The organism is Bradyrhizobium sp. TM233 (genome assembly GCF_036247965.1).
Lineage (GTDB): Bacteria > Pseudomonadota > Alphaproteobacteria > Rhizobiales > Xanthobacteraceae > Bradyrhizobium > Bradyrhizobium ottawaense.
In genome coordinates this window covers 638,540-663,898 of the sequence record NZ_BTIG01000007.1, presented here as the reverse complement: position 1 = coordinate 663,898, position 25,359 = coordinate 638,540, and the positions used below count along the sequence as shown (strand labels likewise).

General features: G+C 66.0%; 18 protein-coding genes. 8 read left to right on the top strand and 10 right to left on the bottom strand.

Going from position 1 to position 25,359, the window contains the following annotated elements; translation table 11 throughout:
* Nucleotides 1-55 precede the first annotated feature (55 nt).
* The 3 genes from AABA86_RS17675 to AABA86_RS17665 form a co-directional block, all read right to left on the bottom strand.
* A complete protein-coding gene (locus AABA86_RS17675) occupies nt 56-580 on the bottom strand; it encodes an HPr kinase/phosphorylase (RefSeq protein ID WP_212247401.1) in 525 nt (174 codons plus the stop codon).
* Entirely contained in the window at nt 577-2,397 is a 1,821-nt protein-coding gene (locus AABA86_RS17670; RefSeq protein ID WP_212247400.1) for a sensor histidine kinase, read from the bottom strand. The genes AABA86_RS17675 and AABA86_RS17670 overlap by 4 nt, the downstream gene beginning before the upstream one ends.
* Before the next feature lie 217 nt (nt 2,398-2,614).
* Complete coding sequence (locus AABA86_RS17665) at nt 2,615-3,316, bottom strand: response regulator transcription factor (protein ID WP_008542552.1); 702 nt, start codon at nt 3,314-3,316, stop codon at nt 2,615-2,617.
* A 241-nt stretch (nt 3,317-3,557) separates the two neighbouring features.
* Here AABA86_RS17665 and AABA86_RS17660 point away from each other — a divergent pair, with 241 nt between their 5' ends.
* The 3 genes from AABA86_RS17660 (at nt 3,558) to AABA86_RS17650 (ending at nt 8,867) form a co-directional block, all read left to right on the top strand.
* Nucleotides 3,558-4,292: a HugZ family pyridoxamine 5'-phosphate oxidase gene (locus AABA86_RS17660; RefSeq protein ID WP_091959898.1), complete on the top strand. Its 735-nt coding sequence runs from the start codon at nt 3,558-3,560 to the stop codon at nt 4,290-4,292.
* Between the two features lie 78 nt (nt 4,293-4,370).
* On the top strand, nt 4,371-6,965 hold the full coding sequence (locus AABA86_RS17655; protein WP_338307672.1) for a CHAT domain-containing tetratricopeptide repeat protein: 2,595 nt from the start codon (nt 4,371-4,373) through the stop codon (nt 6,963-6,965).
* A gap of 285 nt (nt 6,966-7,250) precedes the next feature.
* Nucleotides 7,251-8,867: a phosphoenolpyruvate carboxykinase gene (locus AABA86_RS17650; protein WP_212247396.1), complete on the top strand. Its 1,617-nt coding sequence runs from the start codon at nt 7,251-7,253 to the stop codon at nt 8,865-8,867.
* A 234-nt stretch (nt 8,868-9,101) separates the two neighbouring features.
* Here AABA86_RS17650 and AABA86_RS17645 read toward each other — a convergent pair whose 3' ends face one another.
* Nucleotides 9,102-9,917: an acyl-CoA thioesterase gene (locus tag AABA86_RS17645; RefSeq protein ID WP_338307671.1), complete on the bottom strand. Its 816-nt coding sequence runs from the start codon at nt 9,915-9,917 to the stop codon at nt 9,102-9,104.
* A gap of 191 nt (nt 9,918-10,108) precedes the next feature.
* On the bottom strand, nt 10,109-12,625 hold the full coding sequence (locus AABA86_RS17640) for a glycogen/starch/alpha-glucan phosphorylase (RefSeq protein WP_338307670.1): 2,517 nt from the start codon (nt 12,623-12,625) through the stop codon (nt 10,109-10,111).
* Between the two features lie 203 nt (nt 12,626-12,828).
* On the opposite strand from AABA86_RS17640, the gene AABA86_RS17635 reads away from it, so the two are divergent.
* Nucleotides 12,829-13,074 (top strand): hypothetical protein, encoded by a 246-nt coding sequence (locus AABA86_RS17635; RefSeq protein WP_338307669.1) that lies wholly within the window; start codon nt 12,829-12,831, stop codon nt 13,072-13,074.
* Between the two features lie 36 nt (nt 13,075-13,110).
* Here the strand turns inward: AABA86_RS17635 and AABA86_RS17630 are convergent, their stop codons facing one another.
* A complete protein-coding gene (locus AABA86_RS17630; protein WP_212247388.1) occupies nt 13,111-13,974 on the bottom strand; it encodes a LysR family transcriptional regulator in 864 nt (287 codons plus the stop codon).
* Between the two features lie 97 nt (nt 13,975-14,071).
* Between AABA86_RS17630 and AABA86_RS17625 the strand changes: the two genes are divergently transcribed.
* Nucleotides 14,072-14,977 carry a DMT family transporter gene (locus tag AABA86_RS17625; protein WP_338307668.1) on the top strand — a complete coding sequence of 302 codons (906 nt, stop codon included), beginning with the start codon at nt 14,072-14,074 and terminating at the stop codon, nt 14,975-14,977.
* A 235-nt stretch (nt 14,978-15,212) separates the two neighbouring features.
* Here AABA86_RS17625 and AABA86_RS17620 read toward each other — a convergent pair whose 3' ends face one another.
* From AABA86_RS17620 to AABA86_RS17605, 4 genes are all read right to left on the bottom strand, one after another.
* Nucleotides 15,213-15,983, bottom strand: a complete 771-nt coding sequence (locus tag AABA86_RS17620; protein WP_212247381.1) for a TIGR02186 family protein — start codon at nt 15,981-15,983, stop codon at nt 15,213-15,215.
* The gene (locus AABA86_RS17615) at nt 15,980-16,897 is read right to left on the bottom strand and encodes a sulfite exporter TauE/SafE family protein (protein WP_212247380.1); all 918 of its coding nucleotides are present in this window, start codon (nt 16,895-16,897) and stop codon (nt 15,980-15,982) included. The genes AABA86_RS17620 and AABA86_RS17615 overlap by 4 nt, the downstream gene beginning before the upstream one ends.
* Before the next feature lie 314 nt (nt 16,898-17,211).
* Complete coding sequence (locus AABA86_RS17610; protein WP_338307667.1) at nt 17,212-20,733, bottom strand: tetratricopeptide repeat protein; 3,522 nt, start codon at nt 20,731-20,733, stop codon at nt 17,212-17,214.
* A 255-nt stretch (nt 20,734-20,988) separates the two neighbouring features.
* Nucleotides 20,989-21,576 (bottom strand): PadR family transcriptional regulator, encoded by a 588-nt coding sequence (locus tag AABA86_RS17605; RefSeq protein ID WP_338307666.1) that lies wholly within the window; start codon nt 21,574-21,576, stop codon nt 20,989-20,991.
* Nucleotides 21,577-21,778: 202 nt separating this feature from the next.
* On the opposite strand from AABA86_RS17605, the gene AABA86_RS17600 reads away from it, so the two are divergent.
* From AABA86_RS17600 to AABA86_RS17590, 3 genes are all read left to right on the top strand, one after another.
* The gene (locus AABA86_RS17600) at nt 21,779-22,162 is read left to right on the top strand and encodes a nuclear transport factor 2 family protein (RefSeq protein WP_028139825.1); all 384 of its coding nucleotides are present in this window, start codon (nt 21,779-21,781) and stop codon (nt 22,160-22,162) included.
* Between the two features lie 102 nt (nt 22,163-22,264).
* Entirely contained in the window at nt 22,265-24,055 is a 1,791-nt protein-coding gene (locus tag AABA86_RS17595) for an acyl-CoA dehydrogenase C-terminal domain-containing protein (RefSeq protein WP_338307665.1), read from the top strand.
* Between the two features lie 72 nt (nt 24,056-24,127).
* A complete protein-coding gene (locus tag AABA86_RS17590; RefSeq protein ID WP_028139827.1) occupies nt 24,128-25,336 on the top strand; it encodes an acetyl-CoA C-acetyltransferase in 1,209 nt (402 codons plus the stop codon).
* Nucleotides 25,337-25,359: the final 23 nt, after the last annotated feature.

Sequence of the window (25,359 nt, the reverse complement as noted above, 5' to 3'; positions counted from 1 at the left end):
GGATGTTGCGTATCTCCCTGAATCTAGACGGATGGATGAGGGGAGCTGCGCCGGTCTATTCGGTCGCGATAGTGGGGCTCATATGGTTACCATTTCCCTTCAAACAATCGCCTGAGGGGTTAACCGAAGATGAACTCTTGGTAGTGGTCAAGGCCGCGACAACCAAAGGGAGGGGTGAATATCCACGTCCGACCGGGATTCGCGGTATTTCGACACCGGAAATGCTGGTTTTGAGCGATTCCGCCGCAGGCAGACGCTCCGCGTCCGCGGCATCCAGATCGACCACGAGACCGACGGTCGCATGCTCCACGAAGTCGCAGCGGCGGATCCCGAGGCCGCGGATCTCGATCAGGCCAGCCAAGACCGGCGCGGGGCGGACTTCAATTTCATCGCCGACTGTCGCCAGATGGACACGGTCATCCCCGACCAGAACGGCCCTTTCGACCACGCCCGAGCGCCCGGCCATGATCAGATCAAAGGCAAGACGCGACTTGCCGGAGCCCGAGGGACCGCGGATCAGCACCGCCCGATGTCCGACCTTGACTGCGGTGGCGTGAACGCTGGGCCCGCCGTCGTTCATAGCGCCGGCAGCCTCACCACGAAGCGCGCGCCCGCGACCGTCGGGACGCTCTCGTCATCCGGCGGGCCTGCGCGGTTCTCGGCCCAGATGCGCCCGCCATGGGCGTCGATGATCTGCTTGGAGATCGACAGGCCGAGGCCGGAGTTCTGGCCAAAACCCTGATGCGGACGGTCGGTGTAGAAGCGCTCGAAGATGCGTTCCAGCGCGTCGTCGCGAATGCCGGGGCCGTCGTCGTCGACCACGATCTCGATCTCGGAGCGCACGCGGCGGCAGGTGAGGCGCACCTTGCTGCCGGGTTCGGAGAACGACTGCGCGTTGGAGAGCAGGTTGGAGACCACCTGCCCGAGCCGCGAATCGTGGCCGCTCACGGCGAAATTGTCGGTCGGGCTGCGGCCCTCGAAGCGCGTCTCGACCGCGACATCGTGGCCGAGCTTGGTTTCGTTGGCGACGGACACCAGCGTCGTCAGCAGGCGGCGCAGGTCGACCGGGATCGCATCCTGGCGCTGCAATTCGGCATCGAGGCGGCTGGCGTCGGAGATGTCGGAGATCAGGCGGTCGAGCCGCTTGACGTCGTGCTCGATCACCTCGAGCAGGCGCGCACGGCTGTTCTCGTTGCGCGCCAGCGGCAGCGTCTCGACCGCCGAGCGCAGCGAGGTCAGCGGATTCTTCAATTCGTGGGCGACGTCGGCGGCGAACATCTCGATCGCCTCAATGCGGCTGTAGAGCGCGCTGGTCATGTCGCGCAGGGCGCCGGAGAGATGGCCGATCTCGTCGCGGCGGCGGGTGAAATCGGGAATCTCGATGCGGGCCTTGATGCGGCGGCGGACGCGCTCGGCGCTGTCGGCGAGCCGGCGCACGGGCCCGGCGATGGTGCTCGCGAGCAGCAGCGACAGCATGATCATGACGGCGGCCGCGACGCCGCCGACCTTCAGGATGGCGAGGCGTTCGGCCGTGACCATCTGGTCGATGTCGTCGCCTTGCGTCGACAGCATCAGCGCGCCGTGGATCGCGCGCGAGCGCAGCACCGGGACCGCGACCGAGACGATCACCTCGCCGCGGGCATTGACCCGCACCATCGAGCGCTTCTGGCCCTGGAGCGCATCACCCACCTCGGCATAGCCGTTGCCGTTCTCGGGGCCGAGCTCGCGATAGAGCGGCAGGTCGCCGCGGTTCAGCCAGGTGCGCACCGCGACCATGCCGCGCTCGACGAAGCCAGGCTTCTCGGCCGGCGGCGGCAGGTCGAGGCGCAGCACGTTTTCGAGGTTGCGGCTGTCGAGCAGCAGGCTGCCGTTCGGATCGTAGATGCGGGCGCGCGTCTTGGTCGGCGAGATCAGTGTGCGCAGCACCGGCGCCACGCGCTCCGGGTTGATCGGGAAGTCCAGCGGCGAATACTCGTCCGTCCCGCCATAGGTCTCCCCCGGCTTGAGGTCGAGCAGCCGGTCGGGGTCGATGGTGATGGCGTTGGTCTGCACCGTGGCGGAGGCCGCGATCGCGCCGGCGATGATCTCGGCCTGCACCAGCAGGCTCTGCGCCCGCGCGTCGATCAGGCCGGCGCGGAATTGCGACAGATACAGGATGCTCGCCACCAGCGCGACGAGGCCGGCGAGGTTGAGCGAGACGATGCGGCGGGTCAGGCTGGAGAAGGACAGCGCGAAGAAGAACTGCCCGGCGCGCTTGAGCCAGTTCAGCGGTCGGAAGCCCTGCGGCTTGTCTTCGGCCGCATCTTGGGCCTGATCTTGGACGACGTGCTCCGAAACGCCGTCGGATGCGATCTCCCCGGCGCTCTGGTTCTCGTCAGGCTGCGTTCGGTCCAGCAATGCTTACGCCCGCGTTAGGACAGCTCGTGGCAATGGTCCCCGCATTCTAGAGCATGATCCGGAAAAGTGTGCAGCGGTTTTCCGAATGGATCATGCTCAAACGATAAACCAAAGCGCGATGACGATTCCCCCGATCTCGTCGCGCTTTGGAGCCATCCCGGTCCCGATGAAATCAGAACCGGCGATGCTCTCGTCTTTCGTGAAGGCGCCTCGCGCCTCAGGCTTCCTTGAAGCGGTAGCCGACGCCGTAGAGCGTCTCGATCATCTCGAACTCGTTGTCGACCACCTTGAACTTCTTGCGCAGCCGCTTGATGTGGCTGTCGATGGTGCGGTCGTCGACATAGACTTGGTCGTCATAGGCGGCGTCCATCAGCGCGTTGCGGCTCTTCACCACGCCGGGCCGGGTCGCGAGCGCCTGGAGGATCAGGAATTCGGTGACGGTCAGCGTCACCGGCTCGTTCTTCCAGGTGCAGGTATGCCGTTCCGGATCCATGCGCAGCAGGCCGCGGTCGAGCGCCTTGGCATCGTTCTCCTTCGGCGCGACGGTCGGGTCCTTTGGCGCCGAGCGGCGCAGCACCGCCTTGACGCGCTCGACCAGGAGGCGCTGCGAAAACGGTTTGCGGATGAAGTCGTCGGCGCCCATCTTGAGGCCGAACAGTTCGTCGATCTCCTCGTCCTTGGAGGTCAGGAAGATCACCGGCAGGTCGGACTTCTGCCGGAGCCGGCGCAGCGTCTCCATGCCGTCCATGCGCGGCATCTTGATGTCGAGGATGGCGAGATCGGGTTGGGTGGTGCGGAAACCGTCAAGCGCGGAAGCGCCGTCGGTGTAGGTCATGATGCGGTAGCCTTCGGCTTCCAGCGCGATCGAGACGGATGTGAGAATGTTGCGGTCGTCGTCGACCAAAGCGATTGTGGGCATGAGCCTCTGCTTTCTGCTTTCCGTTTGGGTCGTGGCTTGAAACGGCGAGCAATCCACTGATGCGCCGCATACATGGGTGCCGATGTCGGCGTTCGAACCTTGTCACCGAGCAATGCAAGCTGGGCTGAAGTGTGACCAAGTTCCACGAAACACGGCAGATTCGCCGCATGTCGACCCATAACCAGGCCCCCGTTTACCCGAAAAAAGGCCCCCCTTGCAACCACCTGAGCCGAGAAAGCCGATGCAACCGACCCCTGATTTCGACCCTGCAAAGCTCGCCAAATCCCTGCTGCGGCGATCGCGGCAGGGGGCGCTGGCAACCCTGATGGCCGGCAGCGGCGACCCCTATTGTTCCCTGGTCAATCTGGCCAGCCATCCCGACGGCTCGCCCATCCTGCTGATCTCGGGCCTCGCCGTGCATACAAGGAACCTTCTCGCCGACAGCAGGGTCTCGCTGATGCTGGACGAGCGGGCGGCGGGCGATCCGCTGGAAGGCGCCCGGATCATGCTGTCCGGCCGGGCGGAGCAGGCAGATGCCGAGAAGGATTTACTCCAGCGGCGGTATCTCAATGCGCATCCGTCGGCGGAAGGCTTTGTTTCCTTTAAGGATTTCTCCTTCTTCCGGATCCGCCCCACGGGAACCCATCTGGTCGCCGGTTTCGGCCGGATCGTCGATCTCAAGCCCGCGCAGTTCCTCACGGACCTCACCGGCGCCGAGGACCTGCTGGCGGCGGAGGAGGGGGCAGTCGCGCATATGAATGCCGATCATCGCGACGCCATGGGCCTGTATGCGACAAAGCTCCTCGGCGCTGCCGCGGGTGACTGGCGCTGCACCGGCTGCGATCCGGAAGGCCTCGACATGCAGGACGGCCAGACCGCGCTGCGGCTGGACTTCCCGGAGCGGGTGACGGACGGCACGTCGCTGCGCAAGATGCTGGTCCGCCTCGCTGGCGAAGCGCGCACGAAGGTGGACTAGAACGCAACAATTTGAACGCCGCGACCCATCGCTGCGACCCAAGACGGTCAGGTCTTAAGGCTCGCAGCGAGAGGGTTCATGACGCGTCGTCGTTTGGCATTGGCTGCGGGTCTGGCGCTCGCGATCACCACGTCGCTTGCATCGCCCGGCCTTGCCCAGAAGAGCGATCTCGCCGCGCAGGGCGCGCGGATCAACGCGCTCAACCAGGCCGGCAAATATGCTGAAGCGCTGCCACTGGCGCAGGCCATGGTGGCGAGCCTGGAGAAGGGCAACGACGGCCGGGAACTCTCTGCCGCGCTCAACAACCTCGGCCAGGTCCATGCCGGCCAGGGCCGCGACGATCTGGCTGAGCCGATCTACAAGCGCGCCATCGCGCTGATGGAGAAGTCGCTTGGCCTCGACACCGTCCTGATCGCGCCCGAACTGAACAATCTCGCCGCGCTGTATCAGCGCCAGAGCCGCTTCACTGAAGCCGAACCGCTATTCAAGCGCGCACTGGCCATTCGCGAAAAGGCGCTGTCGCGCGAGCATCCCGATGTCGGCCAGGCCCTCAACAATCTCGCCACGCTCTACGTGAAGCAGGAGCATTTTGCCGACGCCGAGCCGCTGTTCCAGCGTGCGCTCGCCATCTATCAGAAGGCCGCCGGGCCCGAGCATCCCGCGGTTGCCACCGTCCTCAACAACATCGGCCAGGTCGATCGCGACCTCAACCGCGATGCGGATGCCGAAGCGCCGATCAAGCGCTCGCTCGCGATCCGCGAAAAGGTGCTGGGCCCGGATCATCCCGACGTGGCGCGCTCGCTCAACAATCTGGCGGCGCTCTACGAGCACCAGCAGCGCTATACCGAGGCCGAGCCGCTCTATCGCCGCGCCCTGTCGATTCGGGAGCGTGCGCTTGGACCCGATCACCCCGATGTCGCGACCTCGACGAACAATCTCGCTCATTTCCTTCAGGTCTCGGGCCGGACCGCCGAGGCTTTTCCGTTCGCGCAGAAGACGCTTGCCGCCAACCGCGCGCAGCTGCGCGTCGTGCTACCGGTTCTGCTTGCTGCGCGGCAGCAAGCGCTCCTGGCGAGCGACAAGGCGCTCGACGACGCGCTCGGCGCGATCCAGCGCGGCACGCAATCCTCCGCCGCCTCTGCCGTGAACAAGCTCGCGGTACGACTTGCCGCCGGCAGCGACCGGCTCGCCGAGCTGGTGCGCCGGGACCAGGATCTCGCGGCCGAGGCCGAGGCGCTCGACAAGGCGATCATCACCGCGGTGTCGAAGCCGTCGGCGCAGCGAGACACCGCGGCCGAGCAGCGCAGCCGCGCGCGGATCGCCGCGATCGCGAACGAACGCGCAGGCCTGCAGAAGACGCTCACGCTCGAGTTTCCCGACTACGCCTCGCTCTCCAACCCGCTGCCGCTGGCGGTGAAGGACATCCAGCCGCTGCTGTCGACCGAGGAGGCGATGGTGATCTATTCCGTCGTCGACAAGCAGAGCTATGTCATCGCGATCACGCGCGATGGCGCCGACTGGAAGGAGATTTCGCTCGGCGCGGACGCGATGGCGCGGAAAGTCTCGGCCTTCCGCAGGGGGCTGGATGTCGGCAAGGCGCGCGATGCCTCCGGCAAATCGGGGCTGTTCGATCTCGCGCTCGCGAACGAGCTCTATGTCGCGCTGCTCGGCCCGGTCGAGGCGTTGACAAAGGACAAGCGCAACCTCCTGGTCGTGCCATCGGCGGCGCTGACCGCATTGCCGTTCCATCTGCTGGTGACGGAGAAGCCGCAGGCTGCGATCCCGGACGGGCTCGAAGGTTATCGCGACGCCGCCTGGCTGCTGCGGCATCAGGCCGTCTCGGTGCTGCCGTCGGTGGTCAGCCTGAAATCGCTGCGCGCCTTCGCGCGCAGGGATCAGGGCGTGAAGCCGATGACCGGCTTCGGCGATCCCGTCTTCAACCCCGCAGCCGAAGGGCCCGCCGACCGCCGCGCCGCAGGCGGCAAGGTCGCCGCGCGCAGCATTGCGACGATTGCCTATACCGATTTCTGGCGCGGCGCCGGCGTCGATCGCGCCCGGCTGGCGCAGGCGCTGCCGCAACTGCCTGACACCGCCGACGAGCTGAACGCGGTGGCGAGGGATGTCGGCGCGGCTGATGCCGACATCCATCTCGGACGCGACGCCAGCGAAACGACGCTGAAGCGTGCAGCGCTTGCTCAATACGGCATCATCTACTTTGCCACCCATGGCCTCGTTGCCGGCGACGTCAAGGGACTGGGCGAGCCCTCGCTTGCGCTGTCCATTCCCGATCAGCCGTCGGAGCTCGACGACGGTCTTCTGACCGCGAGCGAGGTGGCCCAGCTCAAGCTCAACGCCGATTGGGTGGTGCTGTCCGCCTGCAACACCATCGCCGGCGACAAGCCCGGCGCCGAAGCGCTGTCGGGATTGGCGCGCTCGTTCTTCTATGCCGGTGCCCGTGCGCTGCTGGTTTCGCACTGGGCCGTGGATTCGGAAGCCGCCACCCGCCTGACAACGTCGACGTTCGAGCTGCTCAAGAACGAACCGAAAATCGGTCGCGCCGAAGCCTTGCGCCGCGCGATGTTAACGTTTGTCGACGACAACTCGTCACCGCGCAACGCCTATCCCGCGATGTGGGGGCCGTTCGCGCTCATTGGCGAAGGCGAGGTCCGATAAGCCGGCAGCCGGAATTGTGCGTCGCAAAAACCATGATCAACGTCGAATTCCGTGTTTGGTTGCGCGATCATTGGTGATTTTTTGATGCAGCTGCTCAGAGCTGACATGCGCGACGTTTGGCGCGGTCCTTGAATAAACCAAATCCTGCGGGATCGGCTTGGCAACGCCAGCGTTCATCATTATTAGGTCGTCGAGCCGAGGCCGGTTGGCCTATAAATCACGGTGACCGCGATGGTGCCGAAGTTTTGGTCGCGTTGAATGTCGCGGGTTCTAGGAGGATTTTTCGTGCAAGAGACGGGCGTGCGCAACGGTGCCTTCGGCGCCGACAAATTCGGTTTAAAGAATCTCAAGCAGGTTCACTGGAACCTCGGTGCGCCGCAGCTCTATCAATACTCACTCGCTGCGGGCGAGACGGTGCTGTCCGCTGACGGCGCACTCTGTGCCGACACCGGCGAGTTCACCGGGCGCAGCCCGAAGGACAAGTTCACGGTGCGTGACGCCACCACCGACAAGAAGATGTGGTGGGCCGGCAACCAGTCCATCACCGCAGAGCAGTTCGAGACGCTCTATCAGGACTTCCTCAAGCACGCCGAAGGCAAGAAGCTGTTCGCGCAGGATCTCTATGGCGGCGCCGACCCGGCCTACCGGATCAAGACGCGCGTCTTCACCGAGCTCGCCTGGCACTCGCTGTTCATCCGTACGCTGCTGATTCGCCCCGAGGCGATCGAGCTGCCGACCTTCGTGCCGGAGCTCACCATCATCGACATGCCGAGCTTCCGCGCCGATCCCAAACGTCACGGCTGCAAGTCGGAGAACGTCGTCGCGATCGATTTCGCCCGCAAGATCGTCCTGATCGGCGGGTCTTATTATGCCGGCGAGATGAAGAAGTCGGTCTTCACCACGCTGAACTACTATCTGCCCGAGCGCGGCGTGATGCCGATGCATTGCTCGGCCAATGTCGGCGCCAAGGGCGATGCCGCGATTTTCTTCGGCCTCTCCGGCACCGGCAAGACCACGCTGTCGGCCGATCCGAACCGCACGCTGATCGGCGACGACGAGCACGGCTGGGGCCCGAACGGCGTCTTCAACTTCGAAGGCGGCTGCTATGCCAAGTGCATCAAGCTGTCGCAGGAAGCCGAGCCGCAGATCTATGCAGCGAGCACGCGCTTCGGCGCGGTGCTCGAGAACTGCGTGCTCGACGAGGACACCCGCGTGGTGGATTTCGACGACGGCTCCAAGACCGAGAACACCCGTTCGGCCTATCCGCTCGACTTCATCCCGAACGCCTCGCGCACCGGCCGCGCGCCGCAGCCGAAGAACGTGGTGATGCTCGCCGCCGACGCCTTCGGCGTGCTGCCGCCGATCGCCAAGCTCTCGCCGGCGCAGGCGATGTATCACTTCCTGTCCGGCTACACCGCCAAGGTCGCCGGCACCGAGCGCGGTCTCGGCAACGAGCCGCAGCCGGAATTCTCGACCTGCTTCGGCTCGCCCTTCCTGCCGCTCGATCCGTCCGTCTACGGCAACATGCTGCGCGACCTCATCGCCCAGCACAATGTCGATTGCTGGCTGGTCAACACGGGCTGGACCGGCGGCAAGTACGGCACAGGCAGCCGCATGCCGATCAAGGTGACGCGCGCGCTGCTCACCGCCGCGCTCGACGGCTCGCTTCGCAACGTCGAATTCCGCACCGACAAGTATTTCGGCTTCGCGGTCCCGACCGCGCTGCCCGGCGTGCCCGCCGAGATCCTCAACCCGGTCAACACCTGGAAGGACAAGGACGAGTTCGACAAGACCGCCCGCGCGCTGGTCGGCATGTTCCAGAAGAACTTCGCCAAGTTCGAGGCTCAGGTGGATGCCGAAGTGCGCGCCGCCGCGCCGGACGTGAAGCTCGCGGCGGAGTAAGCGCTCTCGCCTTTAATGCAAAAGGGCGGCCGCGAGGCCGCCCTTTCTGTTTGTGGCCACGCCGCTTGCCACACCCTCGCCGTCGTCCCTGCGAACGCAGGGATCCATACCGCGTGATCTATCGAGAGAGCGCAGTGCGAGTACCGGCAAAGCATGACCATCACGAGTCTTCGCCAAACCACTCCCTGTGGTTATGGCTCCCTGCGTTCGCAGGGACGACAGCGGAGCGAAATCCTACGCCTTGAAATAGGCGATCTGCGTCGTGGTGGCGAGCAGCCGGCCGTTCGGCGACCACAGCTCGGCGTTCTGGTCGGCGTAGCTCTTGTGCATGATCTTCGAATCGGCCGTCGCCAGCACGCGCGTGATATCCTCAGCCGCGAGCTCCTCGCTGTCGGTGTGAAAATACGTCGTCAGCGACACCGTGCCGAACGGCACCAGTTCGCGCCGCGCGTGGAAGATGCGGCCGAAGAAGGCGTCCGACATCGACATCAGTGAGGGCATGTCGAGCTTGCGTGGCTCGCGATCGCTGATCCAGAGCTTCGAATAGGTGCTGGCGAGGTCCGCCGTCGGCGGGCCGATCCGCATCTCGCCCTCGACGAAGCGGAATTCGTACTGGTTGGCCCAGGTCGCCGCGATCTTCGGGAACGGCAGCGTCGCTTCGAACGGCTTTGCATCGGGATATTGCGCCACCCGGTGCTCCCAGGACGGACGGCGCTCGGCGAACACGGCGGTCGCGAGCGTCGCGACCTCGCCGCCACCTTGCGACAGTTCGACGCTCCAGTGCTGGCTGGAGCGGTTGGCCTTCACCAGCCGCACGTCGAGATCGAACGGCCCCTTGGCGATCGGCGCGCAGTAGTTGACGGTGAGGGCCAGCGGGTCACCGGCGCGTTCCGGGTGATCGATCAGCGCGCGCAAAATGGTCGCGGCGGTGACGCCGCCGAACGGGCCGACAAAGGCCCAGTAATCGTCGCTGGTGTGCCCCTGCCAGCTGGAGTCGCCGGCGGTGACGCGGGTGGCGTCGTCGAAGGGGTGCGGGAGCTTGGCGTGCATGTGTGTTTCCGTCTGTCATTCCGGAGCGATGCGACGGGACCGCGTAGCGCGGCCCAGAGCATCGAACCCGGAAGCTCGAGATTCCGGGTTCGGCTCTGTGAGCCGCCCCGGAATGACGGTCGTCATATCACAGCCATTGCCCGGATGCGCAATTACGTATCGAGTAACCGCGCTTCCACGCCGCGGAAAAATCAGCCCGCGGCGTCGCGCAGGTTCGGCAGCAGCGGCGTGGTCGGATTCACCGGCACGTTCCAGATCTCCTCGGCGTATTCGCGGATGGTGCGATCCGAGGAGAACCAGGCCATGCGCGCGACGTTGAGGATGGAGGCACGTGTCCAGGCCGGCGAGACCAGCCAGCGCGCATCGACGCTGCGCTGCGCCTCGTAATAGGAATCGAAATCGGCGCTGACCATGTAATGGTCGAGATAGCGCAGCGCGTGCGCGATCGACTCGAAACGTCCGGGGTCGCCGGGCGAGAACTCGCCGGTGCCGATCGCATTGATGGCGCGCTGCAGTTTCGGCGAATTGAGGATCAGGTCGGAGGCGTCCAGCCCCTGCTTGCGCCGGATCATGACGTCGCCGGCCTCCATGCCGAAGATCGCGATGTTCTCGGCGCCGACATGGTCGCGGATCTCGATATTGGCGCCGTCGAGCGTGCCGATGGTGATGGCGCCGTTCAGCGCCAGCTTCATGTTGCCGGTGCCGGAGGCTTCCATGCCGGCGGTCGAAATCTGCTCGGAGAGGTCGGCCGCGGGAATGATCACTTCGGCGAGGCTGACATTGTAGTCGGGCAGGAAGACCACCTTGAGCTTGCCGCCGATCGCGGGATCGTTGTTGACGACCTCCGCGACGTCGTTGATCAGCTTGATGATCAGCTTGGCGTAGCGGTAGCTTGCCGCCGCCTTGCCCGCGAAGATCTTCACCCGCGGCACCCAATTGCCGGTGGGATCGTCCTTGATCGCCTGGTACAGCGCGACGGTCTCGATGACGTTGAGCAGCTGGCGCTTGTATTCGTGGATGCGCTTGATCTGCACGTCGAACAGCGCGCTCGGGTCGACCTTGATGCCGAGCCGTTCGCCGATCAGGCGTGCCAGCGCGGTCTTGTTGTGAAGCTTGACGCTGCGGAATTTCTTCTGGAATTCGACGTCGCTGGCGCGCGCCTCGATCAGCGAGAGCTGGGTCGGATCGTCGAGCACGGCCTCGCCGCAGGTCTCGCGCAACAGGTCGGTCAGCTTCGGGTTCGCCAGCATCAGCCAGCGGCGGAAGGTGATGCCGTTGGTCTTGTTGGTGATGCGGCCGGGATAGAGATGGTTGAGGTCGTGGAATACGGTCTCGCGCATCAGGTCCGAATGCATCCCCGAGACGCCGTTGATGCGGTGCGAGCCGACGAAGGCGAGCTGGCCCATGCGCACGCGGCGCCCGCTCTTCTCGTCGATCAGCGAGACCGAGGCGCGGAAGTCGATGTCGCCGGGACAGCGCGCCTCCGCAAGCGCCAGATGCTGCACGTTGATGCGGTAGATGATCTCGAGATGCCGCGGCAGCAGCCGCTCGAACAGCTCGACCGGCCAGGTCTCCAGCGCCTCGGGCAGCAGCGTGTGGTTGGTGTAGGAGAGCGTGGCGACCGTGATCTTCCAGGCCTCGTCCCAGCGGAAATTGTGGAGGTCGACGAGGATGCGCATCAGCTCGGTGACGGCAAGGCTCGGATGGGTGTCGTTGAGCTGCACCGCGACCTTGCTCGACAGGCTGCGCAGCTGGCCGTCGGACGCAAGATGGCGCTTGATGAGATCCTGCAGCGAGGCCGAGACGAAAAAATATTCCTGGCGCAGGCGCAGCTCGCGGCCCGCCGGGCTCTCGTCGTTCGGATAGAGGAATTTGCAGATCGCTTCCGCGCGCGACTGTTCGGCGGTGGCGCTGACATAGTCGCCCTTGTTGAAGGCATCGAGCTTCAACGGATCGGGCGAGCGCGCCGACCACAGGCGCAGCGCGTTGACGTGCTGGCCGCGCCAGCCGACGATCGGCGTGTCATAGGCGATCGCCTGCACGGTCTCGCCCGGATGCCAGATGGCGCGGTCGCGGCCCTTGTCGTCGACATGCTCGACGCCGCCGCCGAAATTGATGTCGTAGATCACCTCGGGCCGCTGCAATTCCCAGGGATTGCCGAAGCTCAGCCATTCGTCCGGATATTCCTGCTGCCAGCCCTGATTGATGATCTGGCGAAACAGGCCGTAATCGTAACGGATGCCGTAGCCGATCGCGGGGATCGACAGCGTCGCCATGCTCTCCATGAAGCAGGCGGCGAGGCGCCCGAGGCCGCCATTGCCGAGCGCGGCGTCCGGCTCGCATTTGCGCAACTCCGGCAGCGACACGCCGAGATCGCCGAGCGCGACCTCGAAGATCTTGAGCAGGCCCATGTTGTTGAGCCCGTCGGTGAAGAGACGGCCGATCAGGAATTCGAGCGAGAGATAATAGACGCGCTTGCGCCCGGCGTCGTAGCTGTGCTTCTCGGCCGTGAGCCAGCGATGCACGACGCGGTCGCGCAGCGCCAGCGCTGCGGCCTGGTACCAGTCGTGCTTGGTCGCCATGCCCGCGTCCTTGCCGATGGCAAGGCGCAGCTTCGCCAGGATCGTGCCCTTGATCTCAGCCAGCGCGAGTTCGTCGATCGGCTGGCCGGGGGCGGGAAAACTGGGCTGGAACGATTGATCTTGCAAAGCCGTCACTTCCTGGTCGAACACACCACTAACCCTACGCGTCTTGCCCCTGCACCGGAACTGCCGGCGGTGCGGCCGTGCACTGCACTGGCGTAAATTTATGCAAGGAACGGGCCGATTTGGGAACCCGGGCGAGCACGGAGAAACCGGATTCGGTGCTAGATTGCGGATCAATTCAGCCATCAGTGTGGAGGAACATTCCCATGAGACTGCTGACGCGACTGCTGATCGAAATCGCCGCAGCGGCCCTGCTCGTCGTCTGCATCAGCACGCTCAGTGCCGCCTTTGCCGCCGGCAAGCCCGGTCGCAGCGCCGATGGTCTCAGCTGCGGCTTCACGGTCCCGCAGAACGCCTCGCCGGCGGCCCGCTGTGCCGCCATCAAGCGCCAATGCGGCGGCAAGTTTTACGCGAATGCGTGCGGCGACAGGCTGATGTCGGCGGCGAACTGAGCGGCGGGCCGCAACGCTCGCGAATCTGGGCCGCCTTCAAGCCGCTTTGGCCTGCACCGCATCGCAAAACTCGGCGAGACGATCTGCAAGCCGCAGCGTTGCCGGGCTTGCATCGGGCGAGGCCATCAGTGCGACCTCGGTCTTGTCGATCGGCGCAAAGCCGTCCTTCGCCGTCAGCACGCGGTGGTCGGACTGGATCGACATCTCCGACAGGATGCTGAGGCCCATGCCGGCGGCGACCGCGGCCTGGATGCCGGAGAGGCTCGACGAGGAATAGGCCATGTGCCAGGCGCGGCCGACGCTTTCCAGCGCGTGGATGGCGCCGGCACGGTAGAGGCAGCCGGTCGGAAAACCGATCAGCGGCACGGACGCGGCGTGAACATCGATCGGATGGCTCTTGCTCGTGACCCAGTGCACCCGCTCCGGCCACACCGCGATGGCGCCCTTCTCGCCGGCCGCACGCTTGAACAGCGCAAGGTCGAGCTCGCCGCGTTCGAGATCGCGCGCCAGGTGCTTGCTCTGGTCGGCGCGCACGTCGAGCCGCAGGCCAGGGTGCGAGCGCGAGAAGGCGCCGAGTAATTTGGTCAGCCGGTACGCCGCAAAATCCTCGGGGATGCCGAGCCGGATCGCGCCTTCGCCGTCAGGCTGGCGCAGCACGTCGCGGGCCTCCTCGGCGAGCGAGAGCAAGCGCCGCGCATAAGAGAGCAGCCGCTCGCCGGCCTCGGTCGGGCGCACAGTCTTGCCGTCGCGATGCAGCAGCACCTGGCCGACGTCGTCCTCCAGCCGCTTGATCTGCTGGCTGACGGTCGACTGCGTGCGGTGGACGCGTTCGCCGGCGCGGGTGAAGCCGCCGGCCTCGACCACCGAGACGAAACTGCGCAGCAGCTCGAGATCGAGCATGACCGCCTCCATTCGAAAATCAACTGGACGCGAGTTAATCATTTAATTTCCAAATGACAAGCGGGGTCCCTAGATCGAGGCTCAGGAGAATGCCCCCATGTCGCTCGCCCCCTCGATTCCGGCCCCCCGCACCCGCTTCAACACGCTGCCGCTCGCCATCGGTCTGTTCTGCCTGCTCTGGAGCTACGCCTTCGTCGCCGGCAAGATCGGCGTCACCCATTGCCCGCCGCTGATCCTGCTCGCCGCGCGCTTCTCGCTCGCCGGCATTTTGATCCTGGGCGCCACGCTGATCCGCGGCGACTGGTCGTTGTCGTGGCGCGATGCGGCGATCTTTGCCGTGCTCGGCATCGCCAACAACGCGCTTTATCTCGGCCTCGGCTACACCGGCCTGCAATCGGTCTCCGCCGGCCTCGGCGGCCTGATCGTCTCGGCCAATCCGGTCTTCACCGCGGCGCTCGCCGCCCTGCTGCTCGGCGAAGGCATGACGTGGCGCAAGGCCGGCGGCCTCTTTCTCGGCATCACCGGCGTGACGCTGATCGTCTGGCATCGGCTGTCGGTCGGCACGGATTCCCTGCACGGCATCGTCTTCACGCTGGCTTCGCTCGCCTCGATCGTCGCCGGCACCATCCTGTTCAAGCTGCTCGCGCCGAAGGGAAGCCTGTGGATCGGCAATGGCGTGCAAAACCTAAGCGCCGGCATCGTGCTGACGCCGGTCGCGTTCACCTTCGCCGACGTGCATGCGATCGATGTCACGCCGAGCCTGCTCGGCGCCTTCGCCTTCCTCGTGCTGGGGGGCTCGATCCTCGCCTATTGGCTCTGGTTTCATCTCCTGAAAGTGTGCGGCGCCACCGCCGCCAGCGCCTATCATTTCCTGATGCCGCCGCTCGGCATGCTGTTCGCGTATCTCGTGCTCGGCGAGCACGTCGAGGCGCGCGATCTGCTCGGGATCATTCCAGTCGCGCTCGGCATCTACCTGGTGACGCGGCCGGCGAAGGCGTCGTGAGGAAGCCACCACAATCTCAGCTGTGATGCCCCGGCTTGACCGGGGCATCAGTACGCCGCAGCAGTTGTTGTGAGAGCGAGGCGCCTAACGCCGGCCTCTGGAATACTGGGTCGCCCGGTCCCGGCTACGCAACGCTTCGCCGGCCTCTTCGGTGTTGGGCCGGCGAAGCTCTGGCGAAGACGGCAAGCCGGGCGACGACGAGCGGAGAGCGTGGCGCGCCCCGCTATGACAGCGGCTAATCCTTCCGAAACACGATCGACGCCATCCACCCCGTCATCAGCGCCATCGCGGCGGTGACGAGGCCGTAGATCAGCCCGTTCTGCCGCGCGGTGGTGGCGACGAACTGTTCGAAGCCGACCTTGACGATCTCGAACGCGGTCTCGGTCTTGCCGATGAACGCGCCGTTCGCAAACAGTCTGATCTCGACTTCGTAGGTGCCGATCGGCACCTCCGCCGGCAGCGGAATGCCGGTGCGGAACAGGGTCGGCGTCAGGAACGTCACCGCGCTCGGATCCTCGCGATAGAGCCCGCGCTGGGTGCGCAGGCGGATGAAGGCCGAGCGGAACGCGTCGTTCGGCACCACGTCGGCATAATCGCCGCCGACCCGCTGCGTCAGCAGCACGTTGTTCAGCCCGATCTGCTGCCGCCGCGCGATCTCGGGCGACGTGATCGCGTCGAAGGAGCGGTTGGCGAACAGCGCCAGATAGCTCGGCACCTGCAGGAACTGCCGGTAATCGGTGTTGATCCAGATGCCGAAGGTGCGCTCCTTGCGCCGCGTCATCATGTCGGCGCGTGGGCCCATCACGGTGACGACGAGATCATAGGCGGTGCGATCGGCGGGCGTCGTCGCGTCCTTCTCGACCGAGCCGAACAGCACCAGCTCCTCGCCGGAATAGTTCGGTGTCACCGTGACGCGATGGTTGGAGACCGAGACGATCAGCCGCTCGGCGCGCGCGGCGGATCCGAGCAGCAGGACGAGCAGGAGTGCGAGAGCTGCGCGCATCATCCGCCCACTCCCAGCTCGCGGATGGTGAAGAGATCCTCCGGGCGGATCACCAGCTCGATCGCGAAGCGGATTCCGACCGAGAGGATCAGAAGGCCGAGCAGCAGCCGCAGCTGCTCGCCGCGGATCTTCTGCCCGGCGCGGACGCCGAACTGCGCGCCGGTGACGCCGCCGACCATCAGGATCAGCGCCAGCACGGCGTCGACGAGGTGATTGGTCACCGCGTGCAGCATGGTCGCGAACAGCATCGTGACGAGCGTCAGGACCATCGAGGTCCCGATCACCGTCGAGGTCGGTACCCTCAGCAGATAGATCATGATCGGCACCAGGATGAAGCCGCCGCCGATGCCCATGATGGCGCCGATGAAGCCGATCATGATGCCGACGATCACCACGGGGATGACCGAGAGATAGATCTTGGAGCGCTTGAAGCGCATCTTCAGCGGCAGGCCGTGAATCCAGTTGTGGGTGCGGCGTGGCGGCAGCGCGCCGCGCCGGGTCCGCATCAGCGCGCGCAGGCCTTCCGAGAACATCAGGCTGCCGACGGTGCTGAGCAGCACCACGTAGGACAGCGCGATCATCAGATCGAGCTGGCCGAGCGCGCGAAGCTGCGTGAAGGTCCACACGCCGAGCGCCGTGCCGGTCACGCCGCCGCAGAGCAGGACGCTCGCCAGCGCCGGATCGATCGCGCGCCGTCGCCAGTAAGACAGCGCGCCGGAAAACGAGGAGGCCGCGATATGGCTCGTGACGGAGGCGACCGCGACCGCGGGCGTGATGCCGATGAAGATCAGCAGCGGCGTCATCAGGAAGCCGCCGCCGATTCCGAACATGCCCGAGACGAAGCCGACCGCGGCGCCCATCGCCAGCACCAGGAAGACGTTGACGGGAAGATCGGCGATCGGAAGATAGAGCTGCATTGAATCACGCACCGGCGAGACGGATCGACGAAGGCGGAATGCTCGCGGGAAGGTCGGAACGATTGCCGCGCCCCTCAATAGCGGAATTTGCTGGCGGGCGGAGGGGGAATTTCGGGCGTGGTGAATGAGCTAAGAGGGATCAGATCGCTGCTTCGCTGTGAGGCGAGGATTCCGCCAACATTCGCCGCTGTCATGCCCCGGCTTGACCGGGGCATCCAGTACGCCGCAGCGTCTCCGTATCCAACCGGCGTCTCTGGAATACTGGGTCGCCCGGTCAAGCCGGGCGACGACAGAGAAAGCGTACTAAACCGCCCTTAATGCGCCGCCGAGGCCGAGCGCTTGGTCGCGACTTGCTTCGGCGCCGGCTTTGCATTCGCCTGCGGCGCGCTGTCCCAGCCGCCATTCGGGGCCGGAACGTTGACGGCGTCGTCGGGCTGCGGCTCGGCGCTGAAGGTCTGGATCGCGAGCTTGGCGGCGGCGAGCGATTGCGGGTCGAGGCGCTTGGCGACGTCGTCGCGCTTGCCGGAGGCGTCCGCGTCACCCTGCGCAGCTGCGAGGCTGAACCATTTGTAGGATTCGGCGAGGTTCTGTTCGACGCCGATGCCGCGGGCATAGAGGATGCCGAGGTTGAACTGGCTGTCGGCAACGCCGCGATCGGCGGCCTTGCGGAACCACTGCGCCGCGCTCTTGTAGTTGGCGCCGCGTCCGCCGCCATCGGCGTCGAGCACTGCGAGATTGTGCATCGCCTTGGCGTTGCCGCGCTCGGCGGCCTGGGTGTAGTAGCGGCGGGCGATGTCGGCGTCCTTCTTCACGCCGAGCCCCTTTTCGTAGAGTGTGCCGAGGCGGAAGGTCGCGGGCACCACGCCGGCCTGCGCCGCGCGGTCGTACCATTTGGCCGCTTCGTCGTAATTGGTGGCAACACCCTTGCCTTCGGCAAAGCGCAAGCCGACCTCGTAGGCCGCGGTCGCATCGCCCTTCATCGCGGCGGTGCGCAGGCCCGGGCCGCCGATGCCGTCAGGCAGCTTTTCGCTCGGCGGCACCTGGATCATGCCGAACTTGGCGCGGCTCGTGCCCGACAGCGCGCCGGTGACGTCGCTGCTCGCGGCAGGCGGCGGCACGGATGCGGCGGGCGCCGGCGGAATCTCAACCGAGGCCGAGCTGGCCGGGCCGGGCGCAGCCGGCGCGGGGTTGTTCTGGGATTGCCGTCCAATCGGCGTCGGCGAGGTCATCGATGGCGTGACCTGCTCGGGCGTGGCGGGCTTGTTCTCGATCACGGGCGGCGGCGGGGCCTGCGGCGCGGGCTGGCTCAACGTATTGTCCATGGCCTGCGGCGCCGGCGGCGGGCTGCCCTCGAGCAGGTTCATCGCCATCTTGAAGGTGCCGAGCACGATCACGACCACGCTCGCGCCGACCAGCAGCGAGCGGATCTTCGAGGTGATGGTCGAGCTGCCGTCCTTGCCCTTGTCCTTGCCGCGATCGGCGCCGGCCTTCGCACTACCCTTGGCACCGCGGGCCGGCTTTTCCGGCTGCGCGGCGGCGGCCTGGGCGGCGCGGCGCGCGGCCGCGATGAAGCTCGACGACGACACCGGCTCTTTCGCAGCAGCGGGAATGTCGCTGATCGCGCTCTCGGAGGCGGCGATGCGCTCCGACGGCGTGGCGACGCGTCCACCCGGCCGTGTGCCCGGCTCGAGCGGATGATCCGGCGGCAATTCCGGCGCGAGCGCGGAGCGCGCGGGCGCCGTGTGCGGCTCCAGGATCTCGCTGATCGCGCGCGGCGGCACGGGTGGTGCCGACGGCACCGGCGGCGGCGCGGCAGGGGCAGCGGCATGGAATTCACGCGGTGCGGCGGAGAAGGCGGCTTGGGCGAAGGCGCCTTGGGCCTGTTGCTGCGCGGCGGGGTTCGGCAGCTCCGGCTTCGGATCGTATTTCGGCTGCTGCTGGGCTTGCGGCCGCGGCTCACGCGCCATCGGCGGCGCGGGCTCCATGGGGGCGGCCATCGGCATCGGCGCGGGCATCGGCTGCGGCGCAGGGGCCGGCGGCGCGGTGCGCACCGCGCGCAGATCGCCCTCGATCATGGAGAGGCGGTCGACGACATGGCCGAGCGCGCTATGGACGGCGTCGAGCGAGTCCTGGGTGCTGCGGTTGGTCTCGGCCTGGCTGAAGCGGATGTCGGACAGCTCGCGCTTGACCAGATCGACCATTCCGGAATCGGCCGGGGCTGCGGAGCTGCGGCTCTCCGCCAGCGCAGAGTAAGTCGCCTGCTGCCGCTCGAGGTGGCGCAGGATGTCGTGCAGCCCGTCCTCGACGCGGCTCAAATTGCCGTTGCGGGGATCGGCGGCGGCTTCGATCCGCTCCAGCAGATACGAGACGCGCTGTTCGAGATGCGCAAAGGTCGAGGCCGAATCGTTGCCGACCTGCATGCGGTCGAAGCGGTCCGACAGCGCGCGGATCGCGGATTCCAGGTGCTCGGTGCTCTCGGTGGCTTGCGGCCGCTCGCGCGTTTCCAGCGCCGCGGTGAGCGCCGCAATGCGCTGCTCCAGCACCGCGAAGCTGTCGCCCTGGCCAGAGGCGCGGGTGACCTGATCGACCTTGGACGACAGCAGCTGCACATCTTCGGACAGGCGTGCCAGCGCTTCGTTGGACGCGACGTTGGAGACGATGCCGCGCAGCGCGGTGATCGCGCCTTCGAGCTGGCGCACCGTCGAGGGATCGTCATTGGCGCGCAGGATCAGGTCGAGCTTGGCGCCGAGATTTCGGATTGCCTCGTCATAACCTGTGAGTTGCTCGGCCGGCGTCAGCGTGCGCAGCACCTGCTTGATGTCGGACAGCGCGTGCTCGATGCCGGACAGGACCTGGCCGTCGGTGCCGTTGGAACGCGTCTCGTCGATCCGGCGGTGCAGCGAGCGGATCTCGTTCTCGATCGATTCGATCGCGCGCCGCGGCATCGCCTCGGTGATGGCGGCGCGGATCTCGGCAAGCTCGCCGCGGAACGCGTTGATCGCCTGCTCGGTATTGTCGGGGCGCTGCAGCGACTCGATCTGGCTCGTGATCTTGAGCAGATGGCGCTCGAGCGCAGAAAAATCCGGCCCCGGCTGCGGTGGCGGCGGAGCATAGGCAGGCGCGGGTGGCGCCATCGGAGGTGCGAAAGGAGCGGCCCAGGGAGCAGCATTGGGCGCGATCGAGGGCGCGGCGCGCGGCGGCATTTGCCGCGGCGTAAAGCCGTCGAGCTCGCTCTGCCGCGCGGTGATCTCGGCGACGGCGACGTCGAACGAAGCGGGGCTGAGGGGCGGGGAATTGCGATAGACCTGCGCTGCCGCGCGCTCGACCGCATCGGCCTGGCGCTGGCGCGTGTCGGCGGGCGCGGGGCGCGGAGCCGCCGGCTGTTGCGGTTGAGGCTGCTGCGGCCGGGAGATTTGCGACAGCCGCGCGTCGAGCCGCGAAATCGCATCGTTGAGCTGGCGCGCGACGCCCTGCTCGCGCGCGACGTCTGGCCGCGAAGGGTCCTGCCGCGACGAATCCTGTCGCGACGGATCCTGTCGTGAAGAGTCTTGGCGCTGCGCGGGCTTGGAGATCCGTTCGATCTGCTGGGTGATCGCGTCGAGCCGCTGGTGGATGTCGGCGACTTCGCGGCTTTCCTGACTCGGTCCCCGGGTTGGAACGTTCGGGGCTTGCGGACGCTGGTCGTAAGGTTCGCGAAAGTTCGGGGGCGCAGTCTCGCCGAGGGTGGAGTTCAGCCAATCGTTGAGTGACATGCCGGCACGACGCGCAGCAGCTTCGGCCCGCTCCCGGACGGATGGATCGATGCCGTCAACACTCCACGATACGCGCGAATTCATGACTCTGTCCGGTTCCGACTCCGGCGCCCCACCCGGCGCCTCCAGCCTTCCCTCGCGTGCCGGTTGCAAAGACAATCGGATTTGGCGCGGGTCGTCTGCCTCGAAAACCGACTTTTGTCCGTTACGGTAAATAACGGGTTAAGGAACGCGTCGCCGGTGTCTTAAAGTTGGGCGGGGGATGCCAGCCACGGAACAAGGGCGCTCCCTCTCCCGCAAGCGGGAGAGGTGAACAGCCGCCGCCTATGCCGCTCAGCCCTAGCCCTTCTCGCGCTTGCCCTCTTCCAGCGGCACCACCGTGGCCTTGCCGGTCATCGCCGATAGCGCCTCGAGCGTCTCTTCGCAGAAGTCGGCGACCATCTGCTCGTGCCGGGCCCCTAAGCGGAGCAGGAGCAGGTTTCCGAGGTCCAGCCTGCCCTCCGCCGTGCCGTCCGGAAAGCGCTTCTTGAGGATGCGCTCGTAATTGGCGTGGCGGTCGCGGTGGTGCTCCAGGCGGGCCATCAGATCGGTGCGCAGCGGCTCGATGTCGATGCTGTCCAGCGCATGGAGGCGGACCAGGAGATCGTCCTTGGTCGAGGCGGGCGTGCTCGGCCGCGCGGCCCAGTGCCGCAGCGCTGTTCGACCCTCCGGAGTGAGCGTATAAACCAGCTTGTTGGGCTTGCCCGATTGCACGACCTCGCGGCCCTGGATGTGGCCGCGGTCGCGCAGCTTGGAGAGTTCGCGGTAGATTTGCTGGTGGTCGGCCTTCCAGAAGAAGCCGATCGAGGAGTCGAATGTCTTGGCGAGCTCGTAGCCCGTCATGGGGCGTTCCGTCAGGCATGCGAGGATTGCGTCGCCCAGTGCCATGACCGGCCTCCTTCTTCTCTTCGACCCGAACCAATCGGCTTGACTTTATGCGCATTGGCGCATATGCGTCAATGTGCATATGAGGCGGCTCAAGAACAGGCCAAAGGCCCGAGCCGAAAACCCAGCAAAATCAGCCACCTTGCTACTGTGCATGGGGTTGTTTTCGCGATTTTTGCCAAGGCCTTTAGGGAGGCACCCGAGAATGACCGGCCTCGACTCCTGGTACGGCTACATGAAGTCCCACGACCGCACCGCACTTTGGGACTTGCTTCATCCCGACGCCGTCTTCGAAAGTCCCGTCGTGCATTCGCCGCAGCGCGGGCGCGACATCACATTCAAATACCTTTCCAGCGCCGAGAAGGTGCTCGGCGGTCCCGGCTTCACCTATGTCGGTGAGTGGACGCGCGAGCGCGGCGCCGTGCTCGAATTCAAGACCATGATCGACGGCATCGAGATCAACGGCGTCGACATCATCAGCTTCGATGCCGAGGGACGCATCACGCATTTCAAGGTGATGGTGCGGCCGCTCAAGGCGATCAACATGCTGCACCGCCTGATGGCGGAGCAGCTTGCCGCCCAATCATGACCCTGCCCTGAGGTTGCAGAACCCGCTAAGCTCGCGAGCAAAGCTGCGCCGCAGGACCGTTCAGAGAATTCCACCACTTCAAGCCCATGCCGGGAGACCGCAATGCCGATCTACAAAGCCCCCGTCGAAGACGTGAACTTCCTGCTCAACGACGTCTTCCAGATCGACCGCTACGACAACCTCGCCGGCTTCTCCGATGCGTCGAGCGACGTGCGCGAAGCCATTTTGGGTGAAGCCGCCAAGCTCGCCGAAGAGGTGTTGCAGCCGCTCAATCGCGTCGGCGATCTCGAGGGCTGCAAGCGTGCCGACGATGGCAGCGTCACCACGCCGAAAGGCTTCAAGGACGCGTTCAAGCAGGTCGTCGAGGGCGGCTGGCTTGGTCTGTCGGCGCCGACCGAGTTCGGCGGGCAGGGCCTGCCGGTGACGCTGAGCCAGGCCGTCAACGAATTCCAGATCTCGGCCAACATGGCGTTCTCGATGTATGGCGGCCTCACCATGGGCGCGACCGCAGCGCTGATCGTTCATGGTTCGCCCGAGCAGAAGAAGACCTACGTGCCGAAGATGGTGGCGGGCGAATGGACCGGCACCATGAACCTGACCGAGCCGCATTGCGGCACCGATCTTGGCATGCTCCGCACCAAGGCGGTGCGCCAGGCCGACGGCAGCTTCAAGATCACCGGCACCAAGATCTTCATCTCGGCCGGCGAGCACGACCTCGCCTCCAACATCATCCACCTCGTGCTCGCCCGCATCGAGGGCGCACCCGCCGGCATCAAGGGCGTGTCGCTGTTCGTGGTGCCCAAGTTCCTTGTGAATCCGGACGGCTCAGTCGGTGCCCGCAACGGCGTCGTCTGCGGCTCGATCGAGCACAAGATGGGCATCCACGGCAATTCGACCTGCGTGATGAACTACGACAGCGCCACCGGCTGGCTGATCGGCGAAGAGAACAAGGGCATGCAGGGCATGTTCGTGATGATGAACGAGGCTCGGCTCGGCGTCGCAGTTCAGGGCCTCGCGCAATCCGAGGTCGCCTATCAGAACGCGGTCGCCTATGCCCGCGAGCGCATCCAAGGCCGCTCGCTCACCGGTGTGAAGGCGCCGGACAAGCAGGCCGACCCGATCATCGTGCATCCCGACGTGCGCCGCGCGCTGCTCTCGATCCGCGCCTTCAACGAGGCCGCGCGTGCCTTCGTGATGTGGACCGCGCTGAAGAGCGACGTCGCCCACCGCTCCGAAGACCCCAAGGACCGCCAGGCCGCCGACGACCACATGGGCCTGATGACGCCGGTGCTGAAGGGCTTCCTCACCGACTATGGCTTCGCCAACGCGGTGCAGGCGCAGCAGATGTATGGCGGCCACGGCTACATCGCCGAGCAGGGCATGGAGCAGTTCGTGCGCGATGCGCGCATCGCCATGATCTATGAAGGCGCCAACGGCATCCAGGCGCTCGACCTTGTCGGCCGCAAGCTGCCGCGCGACGGCGGCCGCGCCATCATGGCCTTCTTCGGCGAGGTCATGGCCTTCGCCAAGGAGAACGGCGGCGACGAGGCCCTCAAGCCCTTCATCGCCCCGCTCTCGGCCTCGCTCGGCCATCTCCAGCAGGCCACCACCTGGCTGATGCAGAACGCGATGGCGAAGCCTGACAATGCCGGCGCCGCCGCAACCGATTACCTGCATCTGTTCGGCTTCGTCGCGCTCGGCTACATGTGGGCGAAGATGGCGAAGGTGACGAATGCCAAGATTGCCGAGAGCGGGGCAACGCCCTATCTCTCCACCAAGCTCGTCACCGGCCGTTTCTTCATGGAGCGGATGCTGCCGGAGACCGCCGCCAATCTCGCGCGCATCCAGGCCGGCTGCGCCACCATCATGGAATTGCCGGCGGAAGCGTTCTGAGGCTTCCCGCTTCACCAATGATTGCGACCGCGCCGCGGTCGCCACCAACATAACTGCAATCAGGAGGCTCCCATGGCAGATGCCTATATCTACGATCACGTCCGCACCCCCCGCGGCCGCGGCAAGGCTGACGGTTCGTTGCACGAGGTGACTGCGCTCGCGCTCGCCACCGTGCCGCTGAAGGCGCTGAAGGACCGCAACAACCTGCCGCAGGATTCCGTCGACGACGTCATCCTCGGCGTGGTCGATCCGGTCGGCGAAGCCGGCAGCGACATCGCGCGTTTCGCGGCGCTGAAGGCCGGCCTCGGCGAAGCCGTGCCCGGCGTGCAGATCAGCCGCTTCTGCGCCTCCGGCCTCGATGCCGTGAACTTCGCTGCCGCGCAGGTGATGAGCGGTCAGCATGAGCTCGTGATCGGCGGCGGCGCGGAATCGATGAGCCGCGTCGGCATCGGCGCCTCCGGCGGTGCCTGGCCGATGGATCCCTCGATGGCGGTGCCGGCCTATTTCATGCCGCAGGGCGTCTCGGCCGATCTGATCGCCACGAAGTATGGCTTCTCGCGCGACGACGTCGACGCCTATGCGGTGCAGAGCCAGCAGCGCGCGGCGAAGTCCTGGGAGGAAGGCCGCTTCGACAAGTCGATCGTCCCGGTGAAGGACATCAACGGCCTCACCATCCTGGCCAAGGACGAGCATATGCGTCCCTCGACGACGATGCAGTCGCTGGCGCAGCTGCAGCCGTCCTTCACGATGATGGCGCAGATGGGCGGTTTCGACGGTGTCGCGCTGCAGTCGCACCCCGAGATCGAGCGCGTCAATTACGTGCACCACGCCGGCAACTCGTCTGGCATCGTCGATGGCGCCGGCGCCGTGCTGCTCGGCAGCAAGGAGGCGGGTGCGAAATACGGCCTGAAGCCGCGTGCCAAAATTCGCGCGTTCGCCAACATCGGCTCCGAGCCCGCGATGATGCTGACCGGTCCGGTCGACGTCACCGAAAAGCTGTTCGCGCGCTCCGGCATGAAGAAGTCGGACATCGACCTGTTCGAGCTCAACGAAGCCTTCGCCTCCGTGGTGCTGCGCTACATCCAGGCCTTCGACATCGACAACGCCAAGATCAACGTCAATGGCGGCGCCATCGCGCTCGGCCATCCGCTCGGCGCGACCGGTGCGATGATCCTCGGCACCGTGCTCGACGAGCTCGAGCGCACCAACAAGTCCACCGCCCTCGTCACGCTGTGCATCGGCGGCGGCATGGGCACCGCGACCATCATCGAGCGGGTGTAGGTCCGTAGGGTGGGTTAGCCGAA